Origin of the sequence: Salibaculum sp., assembly GCF_035270045.1 — a bacterium.
In the GTDB taxonomy this organism is placed as follows: domain Bacteria; phylum Pseudomonadota; class Alphaproteobacteria; order Rhodobacterales; family Rhodobacteraceae; genus Salibaculum.
On the sequence record NZ_DATFIP010000023.1, the window covers coordinates 1 to 13818 of the forward strand.

General features: G+C 65.1%; 17 protein-coding genes. 6 read left to right on the forward strand and 11 right to left on the reverse strand.

Annotated elements, in window-relative coordinates; genetic code table 11:
* Nucleotides 1-284 precede the first annotated feature (284 nt).
* The 5 genes from lepA (at nt 285) to VJ897_RS03745 (ending at nt 4025) form a co-directional block, all read left to right on the forward strand.
* Nucleotides 285-2084: a translation elongation factor 4 gene (gene lepA, locus VJ897_RS03725; protein WP_324053385.1), complete on the forward strand. Its 1800-nt coding sequence runs from the start codon at nt 285-287 to the stop codon at nt 2082-2084.
* Nucleotides 2085-2386: 302 nt separating this feature from the next.
* A complete protein-coding gene (locus VJ897_RS03730) occupies nt 2387-3022 on the forward strand; it encodes a hypothetical protein (protein WP_324053387.1) in 636 nt (211 codons plus the stop codon).
* A gap of 311 nt (nt 3023-3333) precedes the next feature.
* Nucleotides 3334-3519: a CTP synthetase gene (locus tag VJ897_RS03735; RefSeq protein ID WP_324053389.1), complete on the forward strand. Its 186-nt coding sequence runs from the start codon at nt 3334-3336 to the stop codon at nt 3517-3519.
* Nucleotides 3516-3695, forward strand: coding sequence for a CTP synthetase (locus tag VJ897_RS03740; protein WP_324053391.1), 180 nt, complete (start codon nt 3516-3518; stop codon nt 3693-3695). Before VJ897_RS03735 ends, VJ897_RS03740 begins: the two co-directional genes overlap by 4 nt.
* A 75-nt stretch (nt 3696-3770) precedes the next feature.
* Nucleotides 3771-4025, forward strand: coding sequence for a hypothetical protein (locus VJ897_RS03745; protein WP_324053393.1), 255 nt, complete (start codon nt 3771-3773; stop codon nt 4023-4025).
* Here the strand turns inward: VJ897_RS03745 and VJ897_RS03750 are convergent, their stop codons facing one another.
* A complete protein-coding gene (locus tag VJ897_RS03750; protein ID WP_324053395.1) occupies nt 4026-4760 on the reverse strand; it encodes an alpha/beta fold hydrolase in 735 nt (244 codons plus the stop codon).
* 62 nt (nt 4761-4822) lie between these two features.
* Between VJ897_RS03750 and VJ897_RS03755 the strand changes: the two genes are divergently transcribed.
* Nucleotides 4823-5194: a hypothetical protein gene (locus VJ897_RS03755; RefSeq protein ID WP_324053397.1), complete on the forward strand. Its 372-nt coding sequence runs from the start codon at nt 4823-4825 to the stop codon at nt 5192-5194.
* On the opposite strand, the gene dtd is transcribed toward VJ897_RS03755, so the two are convergent.
* The 10 genes from dtd to VJ897_RS03805 form a co-directional block, all read right to left on the reverse strand.
* Entirely contained in the window at nt 5191-5634 is a 444-nt protein-coding gene (gene dtd, locus VJ897_RS03760) for a D-aminoacyl-tRNA deacylase (RefSeq protein ID WP_324053399.1), read from the reverse strand. The two genes, VJ897_RS03755 and dtd, sit on opposite strands and share 4 nt — an antisense overlap.
* On the reverse strand, nt 5631-6545 hold the full coding sequence (locus VJ897_RS03765; RefSeq protein ID WP_324053401.1) for a carbohydrate kinase family protein: 915 nt from the start codon (nt 6543-6545) through the stop codon (nt 5631-5633). Before VJ897_RS03765 ends, dtd begins: the two co-directional genes overlap by 4 nt.
* Nucleotides 6546-6629: 84 nt before the next feature.
* Nucleotides 6630-7754 (reverse strand): TFIIB-type zinc finger domain-containing protein, encoded by a 1125-nt coding sequence (locus VJ897_RS03770; protein ID WP_324053403.1) that lies wholly within the window; start codon nt 7752-7754, stop codon nt 6630-6632.
* Nucleotides 7755-7801: 47 nt separating this feature from the next.
* Nucleotides 7802-8374, reverse strand: a complete 573-nt coding sequence (locus tag VJ897_RS03775) for a cytochrome B (RefSeq protein WP_324053405.1) — start codon at nt 8372-8374, stop codon at nt 7802-7804.
* A 54-nt stretch (nt 8375-8428) separates the two neighbouring features.
* Nucleotides 8429-9544, reverse strand: a complete 1116-nt coding sequence (locus VJ897_RS03780; protein ID WP_324053407.1) for an SPFH domain-containing protein — start codon at nt 9542-9544, stop codon at nt 8429-8431.
* A 19-nt stretch (nt 9545-9563) separates the two neighbouring features.
* On the reverse strand, nt 9564-10514 hold the full coding sequence (locus VJ897_RS03785; RefSeq protein ID WP_324053409.1) for a DUF2927 domain-containing protein: 951 nt from the start codon (nt 10512-10514) through the stop codon (nt 9564-9566).
* A gap of 4 nt (nt 10515-10518) precedes the next feature.
* A complete protein-coding gene (locus VJ897_RS03790) occupies nt 10519-11721 on the reverse strand; it encodes a toxic anion resistance protein (RefSeq protein WP_324053411.1) in 1203 nt (400 codons plus the stop codon).
* Nucleotides 11722-11748: 27 nt separating this feature from the next.
* A complete protein-coding gene (locus VJ897_RS03795; RefSeq protein WP_324053413.1) occupies nt 11749-12621 on the reverse strand; it encodes a 5-bromo-4-chloroindolyl phosphate hydrolysis family protein in 873 nt (290 codons plus the stop codon).
* Nucleotides 12622-12623: 2 nt separating this feature from the next.
* A complete protein-coding gene (locus VJ897_RS03800) occupies nt 12624-12839 on the reverse strand; it encodes a hypothetical protein (protein WP_324053415.1) in 216 nt (71 codons plus the stop codon).
* Nucleotides 12840-12961: 122 nt separating this feature from the next.
* Nucleotides 12962-13768, reverse strand: coding sequence for a pseudouridine synthase (locus VJ897_RS03805; protein ID WP_324053417.1), 807 nt, complete (start codon nt 13766-13768; stop codon nt 12962-12964).
* Between the last annotated feature and the right edge of the window lie 50 nt (nt 13769-13818).

The window sequence follows — 13818 nt, forward strand, 5'->3', positions numbered from 1 at the left end:
CCATATCCCTGAGTCCCGTCGATCAGTTCCTTATGGCGCTTGGTCCGTGCCGCGGCCGCGTCGCCACCCTGGACAGGCGGAAAAGCCCCTTCGCTATTCGATCAGCATCGACGTGACCCACGGCGCCAGCAGCCTGACCGCAACGGGCCTGCGCGGGTCCTTTCTATCCCTTGCCGTCACCGCTCGCGGTGGAGCGCAGGATACCCCCGGGGCGCCTCGACCTGCAGCGCCCGCGCAGCTTTGCCCCATTGCCAAAGCCCGCAAACCCGGACATATCGGGCGACATGACCGACCTGACCCATATCCGCAATTTCTCGATCGTGGCGCATATCGACCATGGGAAATCGACGCTGGCCGATCGCCTGATCCAGGCCACCAACACCGTGCCCGACCGCGACATGAAGGAGCAGCTGCTCGACGCCATGGATATCGAGCGCGAGCGCGGCATCACCATCAAGGCCAACACCGTGCGTATCGAGTATGACGCGCTGGACGGGCAGCATTATGTGCTCAATCTCATCGACACGCCCGGCCACGTGGATTTCGCCTACGAGGTCAGCCGGTCCATGCGCGCGGTCGAGGGGTCCTTGCTGGTGGTGGACTCCACGCAAGGGGTCGAGGCGCAAACGCTCGCCAATGTCTACCAGGCGATTGACGCGGATCACGAGCTGATCCCGGTGTTCAACAAGATCGACCTGCCCGCCAGCGATATCGACCGGGTCGCCGAACAGGTCGAGGACGTGATCGGTATCGACGCCAGCGGCGCGATCCCCGTCTCGGCCAAGTCGGGCGAGGGCATCCGCGACGTGCTGGAGGCGATCATCGCCCATCTGCCCCCGCCGGAGGGCACGCGCGACGCCCCCCTCAAGGCCATGTTGGTGGACAGCTGGTACGACCCCTACCTGGGCGTCATCGTTCTGGTACGCATCCGCGACGGGGTACTGAAAAGGGGCGACCGCATCCGCATGATGCAGAACGGTTCGGTCCACCAGGTGGACCGGATCGGCGTGTTCAAACCTTCGATGCAGACGGTGGATGAACTGGCCCCGGGCGAGATCGGCTTTCTGACCGCCTCGATCAAGCAGGTGCGCGACACCCGCGTGGGCGATACAATCACCCACGACAAGCACCCCTGCGACACGCCCTGGCCAGGGTTCAAGCCGGCGCAGCCGGTGGTGTTCTGCGGGCTGTTCCCGGTTGACAGCGCCCAGTTCAACGACCTGCGCGATGCCATCGACAAGCTGGCCCTCAACGATGCCTCGTTCAGCTATGAAATGGAGTCGTCCGCGGCGCTGGGCTTCGGCTTTCGCTGCGGCTTCCTGGGGCTTTTGCACCTCGAGGTCATTCGCGACCGGATCGAGCGCGAATACGATATCGAGCTGATCACCACCGCGCCCTCTGTCGTTTATCACGTCTACATGAAAGACGGGACGTGCGAAAAACTGCACAACCCCGCCGACATGCCCGACCTGACCCATGTCGCCCACGTGGAAGAGCCGCGCATCAAGGCCACGATCCTCGTGCCGGACGAATTCCTGGGCGACGTGCTCAAGCTCTGCCAGGATCGGCGCGGCATCCAGCTCGATCTCAGCCATGCCGGCAGCCGTGCCATGGTGGTCTACGACCTGCCGCTCAACGAGGTGGTGTTCGATTTCTACGATCGGCTGAAATCGGTGACCAAGGGCTATGCCAGTTTCGACTACCAGTTGACGGGTTACCGCGAGGACAACCTCGTCAAGATGCAGGTGCTGGTGAACGACGAGCCCGTGGATGCCCTGTCGATGATGGTTCATCGCGACCGGGCCGAAATGCGGGGCCGGGCCATGTGCGAGAAACTCAAGGACCTGATCCCGCGCCACATGTTCAAGATCCCGATCCAGGCGGCCATCGGCGGCAAGGTCATCGCCCGCGAGACGCTGAGCGCCATGCGCAAGGACGTGACGGCGAAATGCTACGGCGGCGACGCCTCGCGCAAGCGCAAGTTGCTGGACAAGCAGAAGGCCGGCAAGAAGAAGATGCGCCAGTTCGGGAAGGTGGATATCCCGCAGGAGGCGTTTATTTCCGCACTAAAAATGGACAGCTGAAGCTGGCCATTTTTAGGCGCGTGCGGGTATACGTTTGGCGCAGCCAAATGTGGCCGCACACGGTTGGGGCTGGATAAGATCGGCGTTGATGGTGGAGGGGTGATCCAGTTTTGGCGTGTACAAGGGCGGAACGGGTAGGTGATTGGCGCAGCCGATTGCGGGTCGTGTTCGTAATAGCTTCGCTCATCGAAGATTTAACCCCTACGAAAATTTTTGTTGCAATTACTTAAAAAGTGATATTCGCTATAATGAGATGGTTGCTGTCTCAGGCTTAAATGATACGAAAAAAGGGAAACTTTAATATGGTAAACCCATTCAATGGGGCGCCAGAGTTCTTTATAGAACTTCATTACAAAATCGACCAGTTAGGGCATAAGCGCAGCTGTTTAGACGACACAGGGTTCTCTTTGGGAAGATCGCAATGCGGCAAATGGTTCGTAACAAGCCCAATTTCTCAAGCAGCGTCAAAGTTTCTCTTGGCCAGGAATGTGACTGGTTTGAACGCTGACGGGTATAAAGGTGAAGAACCTGTCGATAATTATACAGGACAATTAATATTCACTTTGTCTGCGGCTGCTTTTGAGACGTATTGTCGACTTCGGGATAGCCCCTGGTTTGATGTCTATAGAGATATATTCACGATTGATGATGGAAAGCGGTTTCGCGCAAAGGCGCAAAGCCAAAATTTGGAAGCTAACTTCTACTCTCGCTTGATTGGAGCACAAAAGGACTGCCGATTGAAGTCGAAAATAAGGGAATTTGCGGACGGCGAAGATGAGAAAAATTTCTTCGCAGTTTGTGTTGGTTTTAGAAATGCTTTCGCCCATGGACGGTTAGGATCTCTTTCTGGTACCCTCGCGCTTTCGCACTGCGCTCGCGAGATCATACTTCAGGCAATTGAGCGTGATTGTGCAGGCAGAACAGATAGAGTTAGATAATGAGTTCTTTTCAGTTTTTGAAGTTTGGTCTAGTTGCGCTCCGCGCGAATAGCACCGCAGGTGCCGCGCGATCGCCAGACCGCTCCGACGGGCTGGCGATTTGGGGTCGCTGGCGCTTCGCTTAAGCGTCGTCCGGACTTGGCGGGCATAAAGCGCGCTGCCCCGACCTCGGGTCGCCATCCCGCGGTCTGGCCATCGCGCGGCACCTGCTGCCGGGGCGCTGTCGGCGATGGCGGCGTCTTGACCCAAATCAACGCCCCGACCCCCGACACATGCCACACTCCCCATACAAACACCCAAGGGAGTCTCACATGGGCCGTCTTGCCGCCATTCTGTTCTTCGTCATCGGCACCTCGCTGGCCGGGACCTTCATCATCGCCGGGCTGGTCATGGGCCTCGATACCGCCCGGCCGATCATCATTGCCGCCGCGCTGGGCTTTACCGTTGCCGTGCCCGTGTCGATCATGGTCGCCCGGGCGATCCTGAACCGGGGATGAGTCATTTGGCCAAGGCGCTTTTCGGCGTCATCGCCTCGACCCTTGCGGGCACCTGCGTGGTGGTCGCGCTGGTGGCGGGAATGACGGGGCTCTGGCCGCTGCTGGGCGCCGCGGCGACAGGGGGTATCGTGGCGCTTCCGGTCTCGGCACTGGTGGCGCGGGGGCTTGGGGGCTGAGGATCACAACCTGTTGAAATCCTCTTGGTCCGGTCGGCCTGCTGCATACCCTCGGTGCAAGAAAGGAGGCCAATCATGGATCGCCTGAAACTCATCCTGATGTTTTCCGCCCTTTTCCCGGTGTTGTCGGGGGGACTGGTCATCGCCGTAATGTCGCTGGGCTACTACACGTGGCCCGCCATCCTTGGCGCTTTCGCGGTCGGGCTACTGTCGGCCTGGCCGGCCTCGCACTACGTCTCGCGCCGCATCAAGCGCAACGACCCGGCCTTTGACCACACGCGCGAAAAGGACAGGGACCTGATCCCCGACCCCGACGCGCAAGAGGTCTGATCACGCCAGAAACGCGCGCAGCGTGGCTTCGAAGTCGCGGGGGTTCTCGGCATGCAGCCAATGCCCCGCATCGGGGATCCTGGCAAACCGTGCCTGCGGGAAAGACGCCTTGATCGTTTCGCGGTGTTCGCGCCGGACGTAATCCGACCGACCACCAGAAAGGAACAGGGCGGGGCCGTCGAACCGGCCCGACACCTCGGGCCAGCCGATGATCCTGTCCATCTCGCGGTCGAGCACGTCCAGGTTCAGTTTCCAGCGCGCCTCGGCCACGTCCAGCGACTGGAGCAGGAAGGATTTGACCTCGTCATCCGCGTCCAGTAACGGCGCCGCCTCGGATCGCCGGGTCACGCCGGACAGATCGACCGCTTTCATGGCGGCGATGTTGTGTGACTGGCTGTGCCCGTAAGCGACCGGGGCGATATCGGCGACCACCAGGCGACGCACCAGGTCGGGCCGGGTCAGCGCCAGCATCATCGCCGCCTTGCCCCCCATGGAGTGCCCGACCACGTCTGCGGGGCCGTCCAGCAGGCCCGCCAGATCGTCGGCCATGTCTTCATAGGAATGGCTGTCGAACCATGGGCTGTCGCCATGATTGCGCATGTCCGGGCAGAGCACGTGGAAGGTGTCCGCCAGGCGCTTGCCGATCACGCCCCAGTTTCGGCCCGACCCGAACAGCCCGTGAGCGATAAGCACCTGTGGCCGCCCCGGCTCGCCATGTTCTATCACGTTCAGCATGGGCAATGGCTTAGCCCCGTGGTCGCAGAATTGAAAGCCCCCGGGCGGGGCGATATGAAGGCATGATGGATCAGGATCTGGACCGGATGGAGGCGGAGTTGACCCGCCTCATGCACGCGCGATTGGGTCTTCGCGGCGCCTCGTTGGACGTGCTGACACGGCGGGCCGGGCGGTCGCTACCGCGCGCGGTGCGCCGGGACCTGGCCAGCATCCTGCGCGCGCGCGCGTTGTCGGCTCATCCCCGGCTGGTCCCGATGGTCGATGGACCGGCGCTGAGGGCCGCGGCTGCACGCGTTGCTGGGCACCTGCGCGGCATCGACCCCAAGGCGCAGCGCCTCGATCGGCTGCTGGGCCTTGCGGGGGTGCTTGTCTTCAACCTGGTGGTGGTGGCGCTCGGGGTTCTGGCGGTGCTGGCCTGGCGCGGGTTCCTCTAGCCCCCCGTGTCCAGCCAGAGCGTCACCGGCCCGTCATTGAGCAGCGACACCTTCATGTCGGCGCCGAACCGCCCGGTTTCCACCGGCACGCCAAGCCCTGCAAGAGCCTTTGCGAAGTGCAGATACAGTCGCTCGCCGTCCTGCGGACTGGCGGCCATGGAGAATCCGGGGCGGTTGCCTCGGTTGGTATCGGCGGCCAGTGTGAACTGGCTGACGACAAGCGCCGAGCCGCCTACATCGAGCACCGATCGGTTCATGCGCCCGGCCTCGTCCTTGAAGATGCGCAGTCTGGATATCCTGGTCGCCAGCTTGCCGGACAGGTCAGCCGTATCGTCCCGCATGGCACAGACGAGGACCAACAGGCCCGGACCGCACTGGCCGATCCGGACGCCGTCGACATCCACGGCGGCTTCGGAAACGCGCTGAACCACGGCCCTCACAGCTCGGCCCTCGTAGGCGGGTTGGCCCCGGCGCGGGCCACTGTCACGGCGGCGGCCTGCGCGCCGAGCGTCAGGGCGGCCCGAAGCGGGGTCTCGTCCAGCGCGGTCAGTGCCGGTTTGGTCAGCGCCCCGGCGTCGTCCAGCGCGGCCAGCAACCCCGCGTTGAAGGTGTCGCCAGCCCCGACCGTATCGACGACTTGCGCCTGCGGGGCCGGCACGAAGACGGCGCCCGTGGCGGTATGGCCTGTCACGCCCCGGGCCCCCTCGGTGATGCAGACCAGACGGGTGCGCTCCGACAGAAGCCCGCGCGCCTGGGTGGCGAGGTCGCCCGCGCCGCGCAGCCAGACCAGATCCTCGTCGGACAGCTTGACGATGTCGGCGGCGCGCAGCATCCGCTCGATCCGCGCGCGGTAGGCCGCTTCGTCGCGGATGAAACCGGGGCGGATGTTCGGATCGAGCATGGTCACGCGGGTTTCCCCCTGTGCCAGCATCAGGTCCTCGTAGACCTGGCCGCAGCCATTGCCGACCAGGGATATCCCGCCGAAGAAAAGGGCGTTTGCCGTCACGTCGGGCAGGTGTTCGGGCCGTAGGGATCGCAACGCCGAGTTCTCGTCGTAGAAGGCATAGGTGGCCTGGCCCGCGACCAGCCGGACAAAGGCGAGGGTGCAGGGCGCGTCGAGCCGGGGCGACGGTCCGGCGTCCACCCCGCTCTCGGCCAAGCGGTCGCGTAGCAGGTCGCCCAGGAAATCCGATGACATCCCGCAGAAAAACTGCGTCTGCGCCTCCAGCCGCCCCAGTGCCACGGCGGTGTTGAAGACAGCGCCACCGGCATGGGGGGCGAAGGCCTCCTCGCCCATGGTGGACTGCCGGGGCAGCATGTCGATCAGGGCTTCGCCGCAGCAGAGGATCATGTGTTCACCCGGATGTTAGCGCCAACATAACGTGGCTGTTCGTAAACAGGACCAGGCGGGCCCCGGTCAAGCGCAAACCCGCCCCTATATCTGCCCCTGGCCAAGGGCCACCGCGTAACCGACGGCCCCGGCAACAAGCAGCCCCAGGACCACCGCAACCGCGATCTTGATGGCGGACCATGGCCGTTCCCCCTGCACCCTTCCGGTGCGCCCGTTGACGACAAAACGATAGGTTTCTCCTCGATAGGAGTAGGCAGCCAGCCAGACGGGCAGCAGGACATGCTTGAAGGTCAGCCTGCCGATATCGGTATCCATGTCGCGGATACGCTGGGCATCGCCGCCGATGTCGAACTTGACGTCACGCCGGATTACCCGGTCCATTTTCTCGCGCGCTTCGCCGAACGCTTCCTCCAGTTCCACCTGGTAGCCCTCGGCGCGAAACCCGGCCAGGTAGTCGGGGCGATAGGGCTCCAGGTCCGACAGGTCCCAGGGTTCGAGCGCATCGGTGTACCGGCGCGGCAGCGAGTGCGAGGCCAGCACAAGCACGTCGTCGAAGAACCGTGCGACCTGCCCGGAAACGCTGCGCCAGCGGGTCTTGCGCACGCGCACCTGCTTGCTTTTGCCGTCCCGCACGACGGTGCGCGTCTCGTAATAGTGGGTGCCGCGCTGGCCGCGGTAGCGGGTCGTGGTATCGGCGTCGAAGGTCCAGTAGGGCACGTAGATGCCCTGCATCCGGCGGCCCTTGCGGGCATAGGTCTTCAGGCCGTTCGGCGCGAACCAAAGCCGGCCCAGCCAATCTGTCATGGCCGCGTGGGCGGTGCTTTCCTCGAGCGCGAAGGGCAGCAGGCCCTTCGGCTTGATATGGCGGTGCGTGCCGGTATCGGTGACCACCGGCGTCGCGCAGAAGGGGCATTCGGCGGCATGGATATCGCTGTCGAACTCGGTCTGGGCGCCGCAGTTGGGACAGGACATGACCCGGGTTTCCTCGATTTCGGCGGCGTCAAGGCTGCCGCTGACCGCGCTGCGGAAGTCCAGTTCACGCGGGGTCGTGGCGGGGGCCGTGCCGTCCAGGGCTTCGGCCGCGCCGCAATGGTCGCAGACCAAGCGCCCGCCGCCCGGATCGAAGCGCAGGTCGCCGCCGCACTGGTCGCAGGGAAAGCGATGTTCGTCGCCCTTGGCGGGCGCGGCGGGGGGCGGGGTCTCGCGCATGAGGAATGATTACCAAGCGCCCTGCCGCATTGCCACATGGAAAAGCGCTAGAGAAAGCGATGCAGGACCTTCGGCGCCATGATCCGCAGGGCGTTGTCGCGCAGTTTCACGTGCCGCCAGATGTGAAAGCCTGCGTGGATCGTCGCCAATCCGCCCAGGGTGTAGAACTCGATGATGTGCAATGTGCCTACGATCTCGTTGGCGCGCTCCATGTCCATGGGCGGGGCGATGGGCAGCCAGCCTCCTGCCTTGAGCAGCCGATGCGATGTCAGCCCCAGAAGAAACCCACCCACCGGCACCAGGAACAGCCCGATGAGCAGCGCCCGGTGCAGGATGCGATGGAACAGGCGCAGGCGGGGCGACAGCTTGGGACCCGGTCGCCCGGCCAGCCCGCGCAGGAAAAAGTCCAGCGACCAGATCAGCGCCAGCGTGACGAAGACCAGCGCGATGTCGGAATTGATTGCCGCGCCCCTGGGCCCGAAGACCTCGCGCACGAAATCCGGTGTCGCGATCATGAACCAGAAGGTGAGCGGGATCATCAGCGCATGCAACGCCTTGAGGCAGGTTCGCCGCGTCGGACGGCGCGAGCGCAGCCGGGATATGCGGGGCAGGGCGACCATATCATGAATAACGGCAAGACGCCGTGGAAAGTTTCAGATCGCCCTTGGCCGCCGTCAGCCGGGCGGCGGGGGTGGCGGGGGCATGACGGTGAAAAGCTGGGCCAGTTCTGCCACGTCCTCGGCGCGCATCCAGCCGTCCTGGCCCGGGGTCCAGACATGGCTGTCGCGGCGCAGGTCGCCGGACTGGGCCATCTTGCCCATGGCCGCCTTGGAAAAGGGTCCGCTGGTCTGTCCGTTCTCGGCAATGTGCCAGACGTGTTCCACCGGCGGCGGAGGCGGGGCGACCGGGGCGCCGGCGGCCTGTTGGCCCCCGCCCGGGCGTCCCCATGGCCCACCCATCTGCTGGCCCATGGCCATGCCCAGCCCTGCGCCCATCCCGGCGCCCATTGCGCCCGACGCCTCACCGCCCTGGCGCAGGGCCTCGGCGGCGGCGTATTTCATGTGCGCGTCCAGGTCGCCGCTCAGACCGCGGCTGGTACGGGTGTCCAGCGCCTTTTCGACAGCCGGTGGCAGGCTGATGTTCTCGATGTAGAACTCCGGGATGGTGATCCCGTATTGCGCCACTGTCTCGGCGATGGCCCCGGCCACCAGCTTGCCCAGGTCGGCGGTATTGGCAGCCATGTCCAGCACCGGGATGCCGCTGGCCGCGATCACGCGGCTGAATTCCTGCACGATGATGTTGCGCAGCTGGAAGCCGATTTCGTCCATGGTGAATTCGCCGTCCGTGCCGACGATCTCGGACATGAACCGCGCGGGGTCCGCGACCTTGACCGTATAGGTGCCGAAGGCGCGAATGCGGGTGGGGCCGAATTCCGGATCGCGCAGCATGATCGGGTTCTTGGTGCCCCACTTGAGGTCCGTGAAACGCGTCGTGTTGACGAAGTAGATCTCGGACTTGAAGGGCGACTTGAAGCCGTGGTCCCAGTGCTGGAGCGACGTCATCACCGGCATGTTGTTGGTCTCGAGCATGTAGAGGCCGGGGGTGAAGACATCCGCCATCTGCCCCTCGTGCACGAAGACCGCCGCCTGCCCCTCGCGCACGGTCAGCTTGGCGCCGTACTTGATCTCGTGACCCTCGCGCTCGAATCGCCAGACCATCGTGTCACGGCGGTCGTCCGTCCAGTGGATGACGTCGATGAATTCCCCGGTCAGAAAGTCGAAGATGCCCATGTCCCTGTGTCCTTTCGTGTCAGGCGGGGCCGCCCATCACATCGCGCGCAATCTCGCGGGCGATGGGGGCGGCTTCGGCGGCGGTCATGCCGGCCTTCAGTCGGTCGTCGTAGAGCATCTTGAGCAGAAGCTCGTCGTGATAGGTCAGCAGGCCGAATTCCTCGTCGTCGTTGAAGATCGAGGGGCGCGCCTGCGGGCTGTCGTTGGCCAGGCCCAGCCCCTGGGCGATCTCCTCGTGGATGCAGGCGAGGCGCATCAAGTCGGGGTGCTCGCCCCGGATCAGCGCGACCGCCCGGCCGTAGCCGGGCCCGTCGGGCGCTGAACTGGCCAGCACAAGGCAGAAGGTTTCGCGCGGCAGGTCGGTGACGGCGCGCATGGTGCTGTCCGTGATGCCGGGCAGCAACCGGCGAAGGCGGACGGGCAAGCCCGCCCGGTCGTCTTCGTTGAGGAACAGGACATGGAAATTCGGGTTCTGTCCGGTGACCGATATATCCAGCCCCGAGACCTCGGACAGCCGCGCGACGTAGTCGCTCACGGCGTCACGGTCCGCTTCGCGCTGGGCCGGTGGGATCGTCTTGCCGAATTCCACCGTCAGCCGGACAGGGGTTTCCCAGCGCCGCAGGCGGCTGACATTGGCCTGGGCGCGCAACTCGCTGCCGGTATCGATATACTCGTTGAACAGGGCAATGCGCACGAAGTTGCGCGCCAGTATCGTGTCGGTGAACTGTGTCTCGGGTCCGCCGCCGTCGGTGCGCAGCAGCCCCTGCGCCACCAGGTTGTTCTGGATGCGCTGGTAGTGCCGACGCAGGGCCTCGCTCTCGGGCGAAAGGTCGGGCGGTGCGGGCCGCTGTGACGCGGTCTCTGATGCCGGGCCAGTGTTGCCCTGCGTGCCGACATAGGCGTCGCAGCCCGTCAGCAGCAGAGCGACAAGGCCCGCCGACAGTGTCTTTGCCGTCCCTTGAAAGGCCACGCGATCAGGCCCCGGCCGCGGCCGAACGGTCCGTCGCGTCACCGGGGGTCTGGCCGGCGCTGGCGGCGGCCAGGGTGGATTTCAGCTCGGACTCCATCGTCTGCAACTCTTTCTCGGCCGCGGCACGGCGGCGCTTGCCTTCGTCGGCGATCTGCAGGCTTTCCTCGATGGTGCCGATCAGGTCGGCGTTGGCCTGCTTGACAGCCTCGATGTCGAAGATGCCGCGTTCCATTTCCTCCCGGATGGTCTTGTTGGCGCTGCGCAGGTTTTCCGCGTTGGCGGTCAACAACTCGTTGGTAAGGTCGTTGGCCTCGTGCACCGCCGCGGCGGCCTCGGATGACCGCTGTATCGTCACGGCCTGGGCAAGCTGGGTTTCCCACAGGGGAACGGTGTTGATGAGCGTCGAGTTGATCTTGGTGACCAGCGACTTGTCGTTTTCCTGCACCAGCCTGATCGAGGGCAGCGACTGCATGGTCACCTGCCGCGTCAGCTTGAGGTCGTGCACCCGGCGCTCCAGGTCGTCACGGGCGGCGCGCAGATCACGCAGTTCCTGCGCCTTGAGAACACCGGCCTCCTCGGGGGCGGCCTCGGCCTCCTTTGCCTTGGCGGGGATATCCGTCTCGTCCAGCGCCTTGAGCTTCGCCTCGCCGGCCGAGATGTAGAGTGCAAGTTCGTCGTAGAAGGCCAGCGTCTTCTCGTAGAGCCGGTCAAGGCTCTCGATATCCTTTAGGAGGACGTGTTCGTGCTTGAGCAGGTCATCGGTCACCCGGTCGATCTGGCCCTGCACGTCCTCGAAGCGGGCCGCGAACTTGGCCGCCGGGGCCGCGCGGCCCAGCAGCTTTTCCCACCACGACCTGTCGCGGCGCACGTCCAGTTCGCTGACGTTGAAGCCGCGGATGGTGGTCACGATCTCGCGCAGACTATCGCCGGCAGGGCCCACGTCCTTGTTGCGCACGCCTTGCAACATGGACTGCGATATCTCCTGCAACTCGGCCTGGCTGGCCGACCCGAAGGAGATGATCGAGTTGGTGTCGGTCATGTCCAGTTCCGCCATGCGCTTGTTGATCTCGGCGGCGGTGGGCTTGTCGGCCTTGTCGGCCGGCACGATCTCGGCGCTGGGGTCGGGCAGGACGACGGCGGAGACCTTCTCCACCTCTGCCAGGGCGGCCTGTGCTTTCTGCATGGTCTCGGCTGTTCTCTCAGACATTTCAATTATCCCCAATGGAAACGGACTTCATAGCCCTTCACGCTGCAAACGATCGCGCAGCACCTTGATCTCGACGTCCATGTCGCTGCGGTCGTCCAGCAGCATCTTCTCGGTTCTGGCGGCGAAATTCTCTTCCAGGTCGCTCAGCAACGCCTCGAAGTCGGCGCGGGCCGCGGCATCGCCGCTGCGCGCGTAAAGCTCGGCGAACTTGGCGGTCGCGTCTCGCGCGCCCATCAGGTAGACGCCGAGGAACTTGCGGGCGCCGGTCAGGTCCCGCGGGTCCTGTTCAACGGTGCGGATCATGCGCCGGGCCGTGGTCTGGAACTGCATCACGCGGCCTTCCAGGCGGCGGTCCTTTAACCTGGCAACATGGTTCCGCATGGCTTCCAGATAGGCCTCGGCCTCGTCCACGACGCGGGCCACGCGGTCCTGCTGGAACGTGTCGATGCCCTCGACGTGCTTGTCGCGCAGCGGGTCCGGCCCAAAGGCGGCGACGTGCAGCCCGCCCGCGGCCAGCGCGAAGAGCGCGCAAGCCAGCAGCCCGTCGCCATTGGCATAAGCGGCAATGCCGATCCCGAAGCCGGTCAGCACCGCGCCGAGAATCTTGCGCGGCAGGGCGGGCCGGCGCGCCACCCGCCGCGCGTCAAATGCGGCATGGGCGCGCAGCCCGTCGCGGGTCAGCCAGGCGGCCAGCGTCAGGACCGCTGCCCCGGCCAGGCCCAGCACCAGCCCCGTCGCCCCCTCGTTGAGCGAGGTGAACGCCAGGACGATCCCCGGCACGAAAAGCACATTGGCCCGCGCACCCGCGGCATCGACCTGCCGGTCCTCATGCAGGACGGGATCGCGCGGTGCATCCGATGCCCCGCCGGGGCTGTGTTGTCCGCCATAACGCCGGGCCATCGTCAAAGCCCCCCGAGCCAGCCGGTTGCGACGCCGAACATGAGGACGATCAGCAGCGCATAGGCCACGTTCTTGATAGTGTCAGGCAACCGGCGGCCTCCATCTTGTGGCACCGCGCGCGGCGCCACCGCTTGCAGCGGGGCCAGCAGGCGCGCCATGATGCCGGCGATCAGCACCAGTGTCGCTACCGCGGCAAGGATGAGGATCAGTCGCGCCATCGTGCTCCACGTGTCGTATCCTTGACAAGATAGGCGAATGAAAGCCCGGTTGCGAGGGGTGCCCGATCCGCCGCAAGCAGCCCTGACAACAAGGATGCACAGCCGGCCCCGTGCGGCAAGGGTCAATCGGGTCGGGTTTTCCCCGCCCTTGACCGCCTTGCCGCGGGCCTGCGACGGCGCTGCGGCTGCTTCTCGGCCTCCAGCCCCAGCTGGTCGCGCACAACGCGGGGGCGCAGCTCCTCTACCGCGCCGGGCTTTAGGCTGCCCAGCTGGAATGGCCCGTAGCTGACCCGGATCAGCCGGTTCACGGTCAGGCCGATGGCCTCCATGGCGCGGCGGATCTCGCGGTTCTTGCCCTCGCGGATCGACACGGTCAGCCAGGCATTGGCGCCCTGCGTGCGGTCCAGCGTGATGGTCATGGGCTGATAGTGCAGGCCGTCAACGGTGATGCCCGCGCGCAGCTTGTCCAGCGCGGCCTCTTCGGGCGCGCCCTTGACCCTCACGCGGTAGCGGCGCTGCCACCCGGTGCTGGGCAGCTCCATGCGGCGCTTGATCTCGCCGTCGTTGGTCAGCAGCAGAAGCCCTTCGGAATTCAGGTCCAGCCGGCCCACGCTCATTACCCGCGGCATGTCATCGGGCAGGGTGTCGAAGACCGTCTCGCGGCCGTGCTCGTCGCGGGCGCTGGTCACCAGGCCCGCAGGTTTGTGATAGAGCCAGACGCGCGGGGGTTCCGGTTCCGAGACCGGCTTGCCATCCACGGTCAATTTGTCCTGGCCCGTCACGTTCAGCGCCGGGCTGTCGATGCGCTTGCCATTCACGGCGACACGACCCGCCGCGATCATGCGCTCGGCCTCGCGGCGCGAGGCGATCCCGGCGCGCGAAAGAACCTTGGCGATACGGTCGCCGGGTTGGGAAACGGGCTTTGACATGGTCAGGGGCTTAGTGGCCCGTTGCCCGTCGTGCAATCGCCTGGCCGTCA

What these genes read in the sequence shown, in the direction of transcription:
- lepA (WP_324053385.1), top strand. Translation starts at nt 285, where the DNA reads ATGACCGACCTGACCCATATCCGCAATTTCTCGATCGTGGCGCATATC.
- VJ897_RS03730 (WP_324053387.1), top strand. Translation starts at nt 2,387, where the DNA reads ATGGTAAACCCATTCAATGGGGCGCCAGAGTTCTTTATAGAACTTCAT.
- VJ897_RS03735 (WP_324053389.1), top strand. Translation starts at nt 3,334, where the DNA reads ATGGGCCGTCTTGCCGCCATTCTGTTCTTCGTCATCGGCACCTCGCTG.
- VJ897_RS03740 (WP_324053391.1), top strand. Translation starts at nt 3,516, where the DNA reads ATGAGTCATTTGGCCAAGGCGCTTTTCGGCGTCATCGCCTCGACCCTT.
- VJ897_RS03745 (WP_324053393.1), top strand. Translation starts at nt 3,771, where the DNA reads ATGGATCGCCTGAAACTCATCCTGATGTTTTCCGCCCTTTTCCCGGTG.
- VJ897_RS03750 (WP_324053395.1), bottom strand. Translation starts at nt 4,760, where the DNA reads ATGCTGAACGTGATAGAACATGGCGAGCCGGGGCGGCCACAGGTGCTT.
- VJ897_RS03755 (WP_324053397.1), top strand. Translation starts at nt 4,823, where the DNA reads ATGATGGATCAGGATCTGGACCGGATGGAGGCGGAGTTGACCCGCCTC.
- VJ897_RS03765 (WP_324053401.1), bottom strand. Translation starts at nt 6,545, where the DNA reads ATGATCCTCTGCTGCGGCGAAGCCCTGATCGACATGCTGCCCCGGCAG.
- VJ897_RS03770 (WP_324053403.1), bottom strand. Translation starts at nt 7,754, where the DNA reads ATGCGCGAGACCCCGCCCCCCGCCGCGCCCGCCAAGGGCGACGAACAT.
- VJ897_RS03775 (WP_324053405.1), bottom strand. Translation starts at nt 8,374, where the DNA reads ATGGTCGCCCTGCCCCGCATATCCCGGCTGCGCTCGCGCCGTCCGACG.
- VJ897_RS03780 (WP_324053407.1), bottom strand. Translation starts at nt 9,544, where the DNA reads ATGGGCATCTTCGACTTTCTGACCGGGGAATTCATCGACGTCATCCAC.
- VJ897_RS03790 (WP_324053411.1), bottom strand. Translation starts at nt 11,721, where the DNA reads ATGTCTGAGAGAACAGCCGAGACCATGCAGAAAGCACAGGCCGCCCTG.
- VJ897_RS03795 (WP_324053413.1), bottom strand. Translation starts at nt 12,621, where the DNA reads ATGGCCCGGCGTTATGGCGGACAACACAGCCCCGGCGGGGCATCGGAT.
- VJ897_RS03800 (WP_324053415.1), bottom strand. Translation starts at nt 12,839, where the DNA reads ATGGCGCGACTGATCCTCATCCTTGCCGCGGTAGCGACACTGGTGCTG.
- VJ897_RS03805 (WP_324053417.1), bottom strand. Translation starts at nt 13,768, where the DNA reads ATGTCAAAGCCCGTTTCCCAACCCGGCGACCGTATCGCCAAGGTTCTT.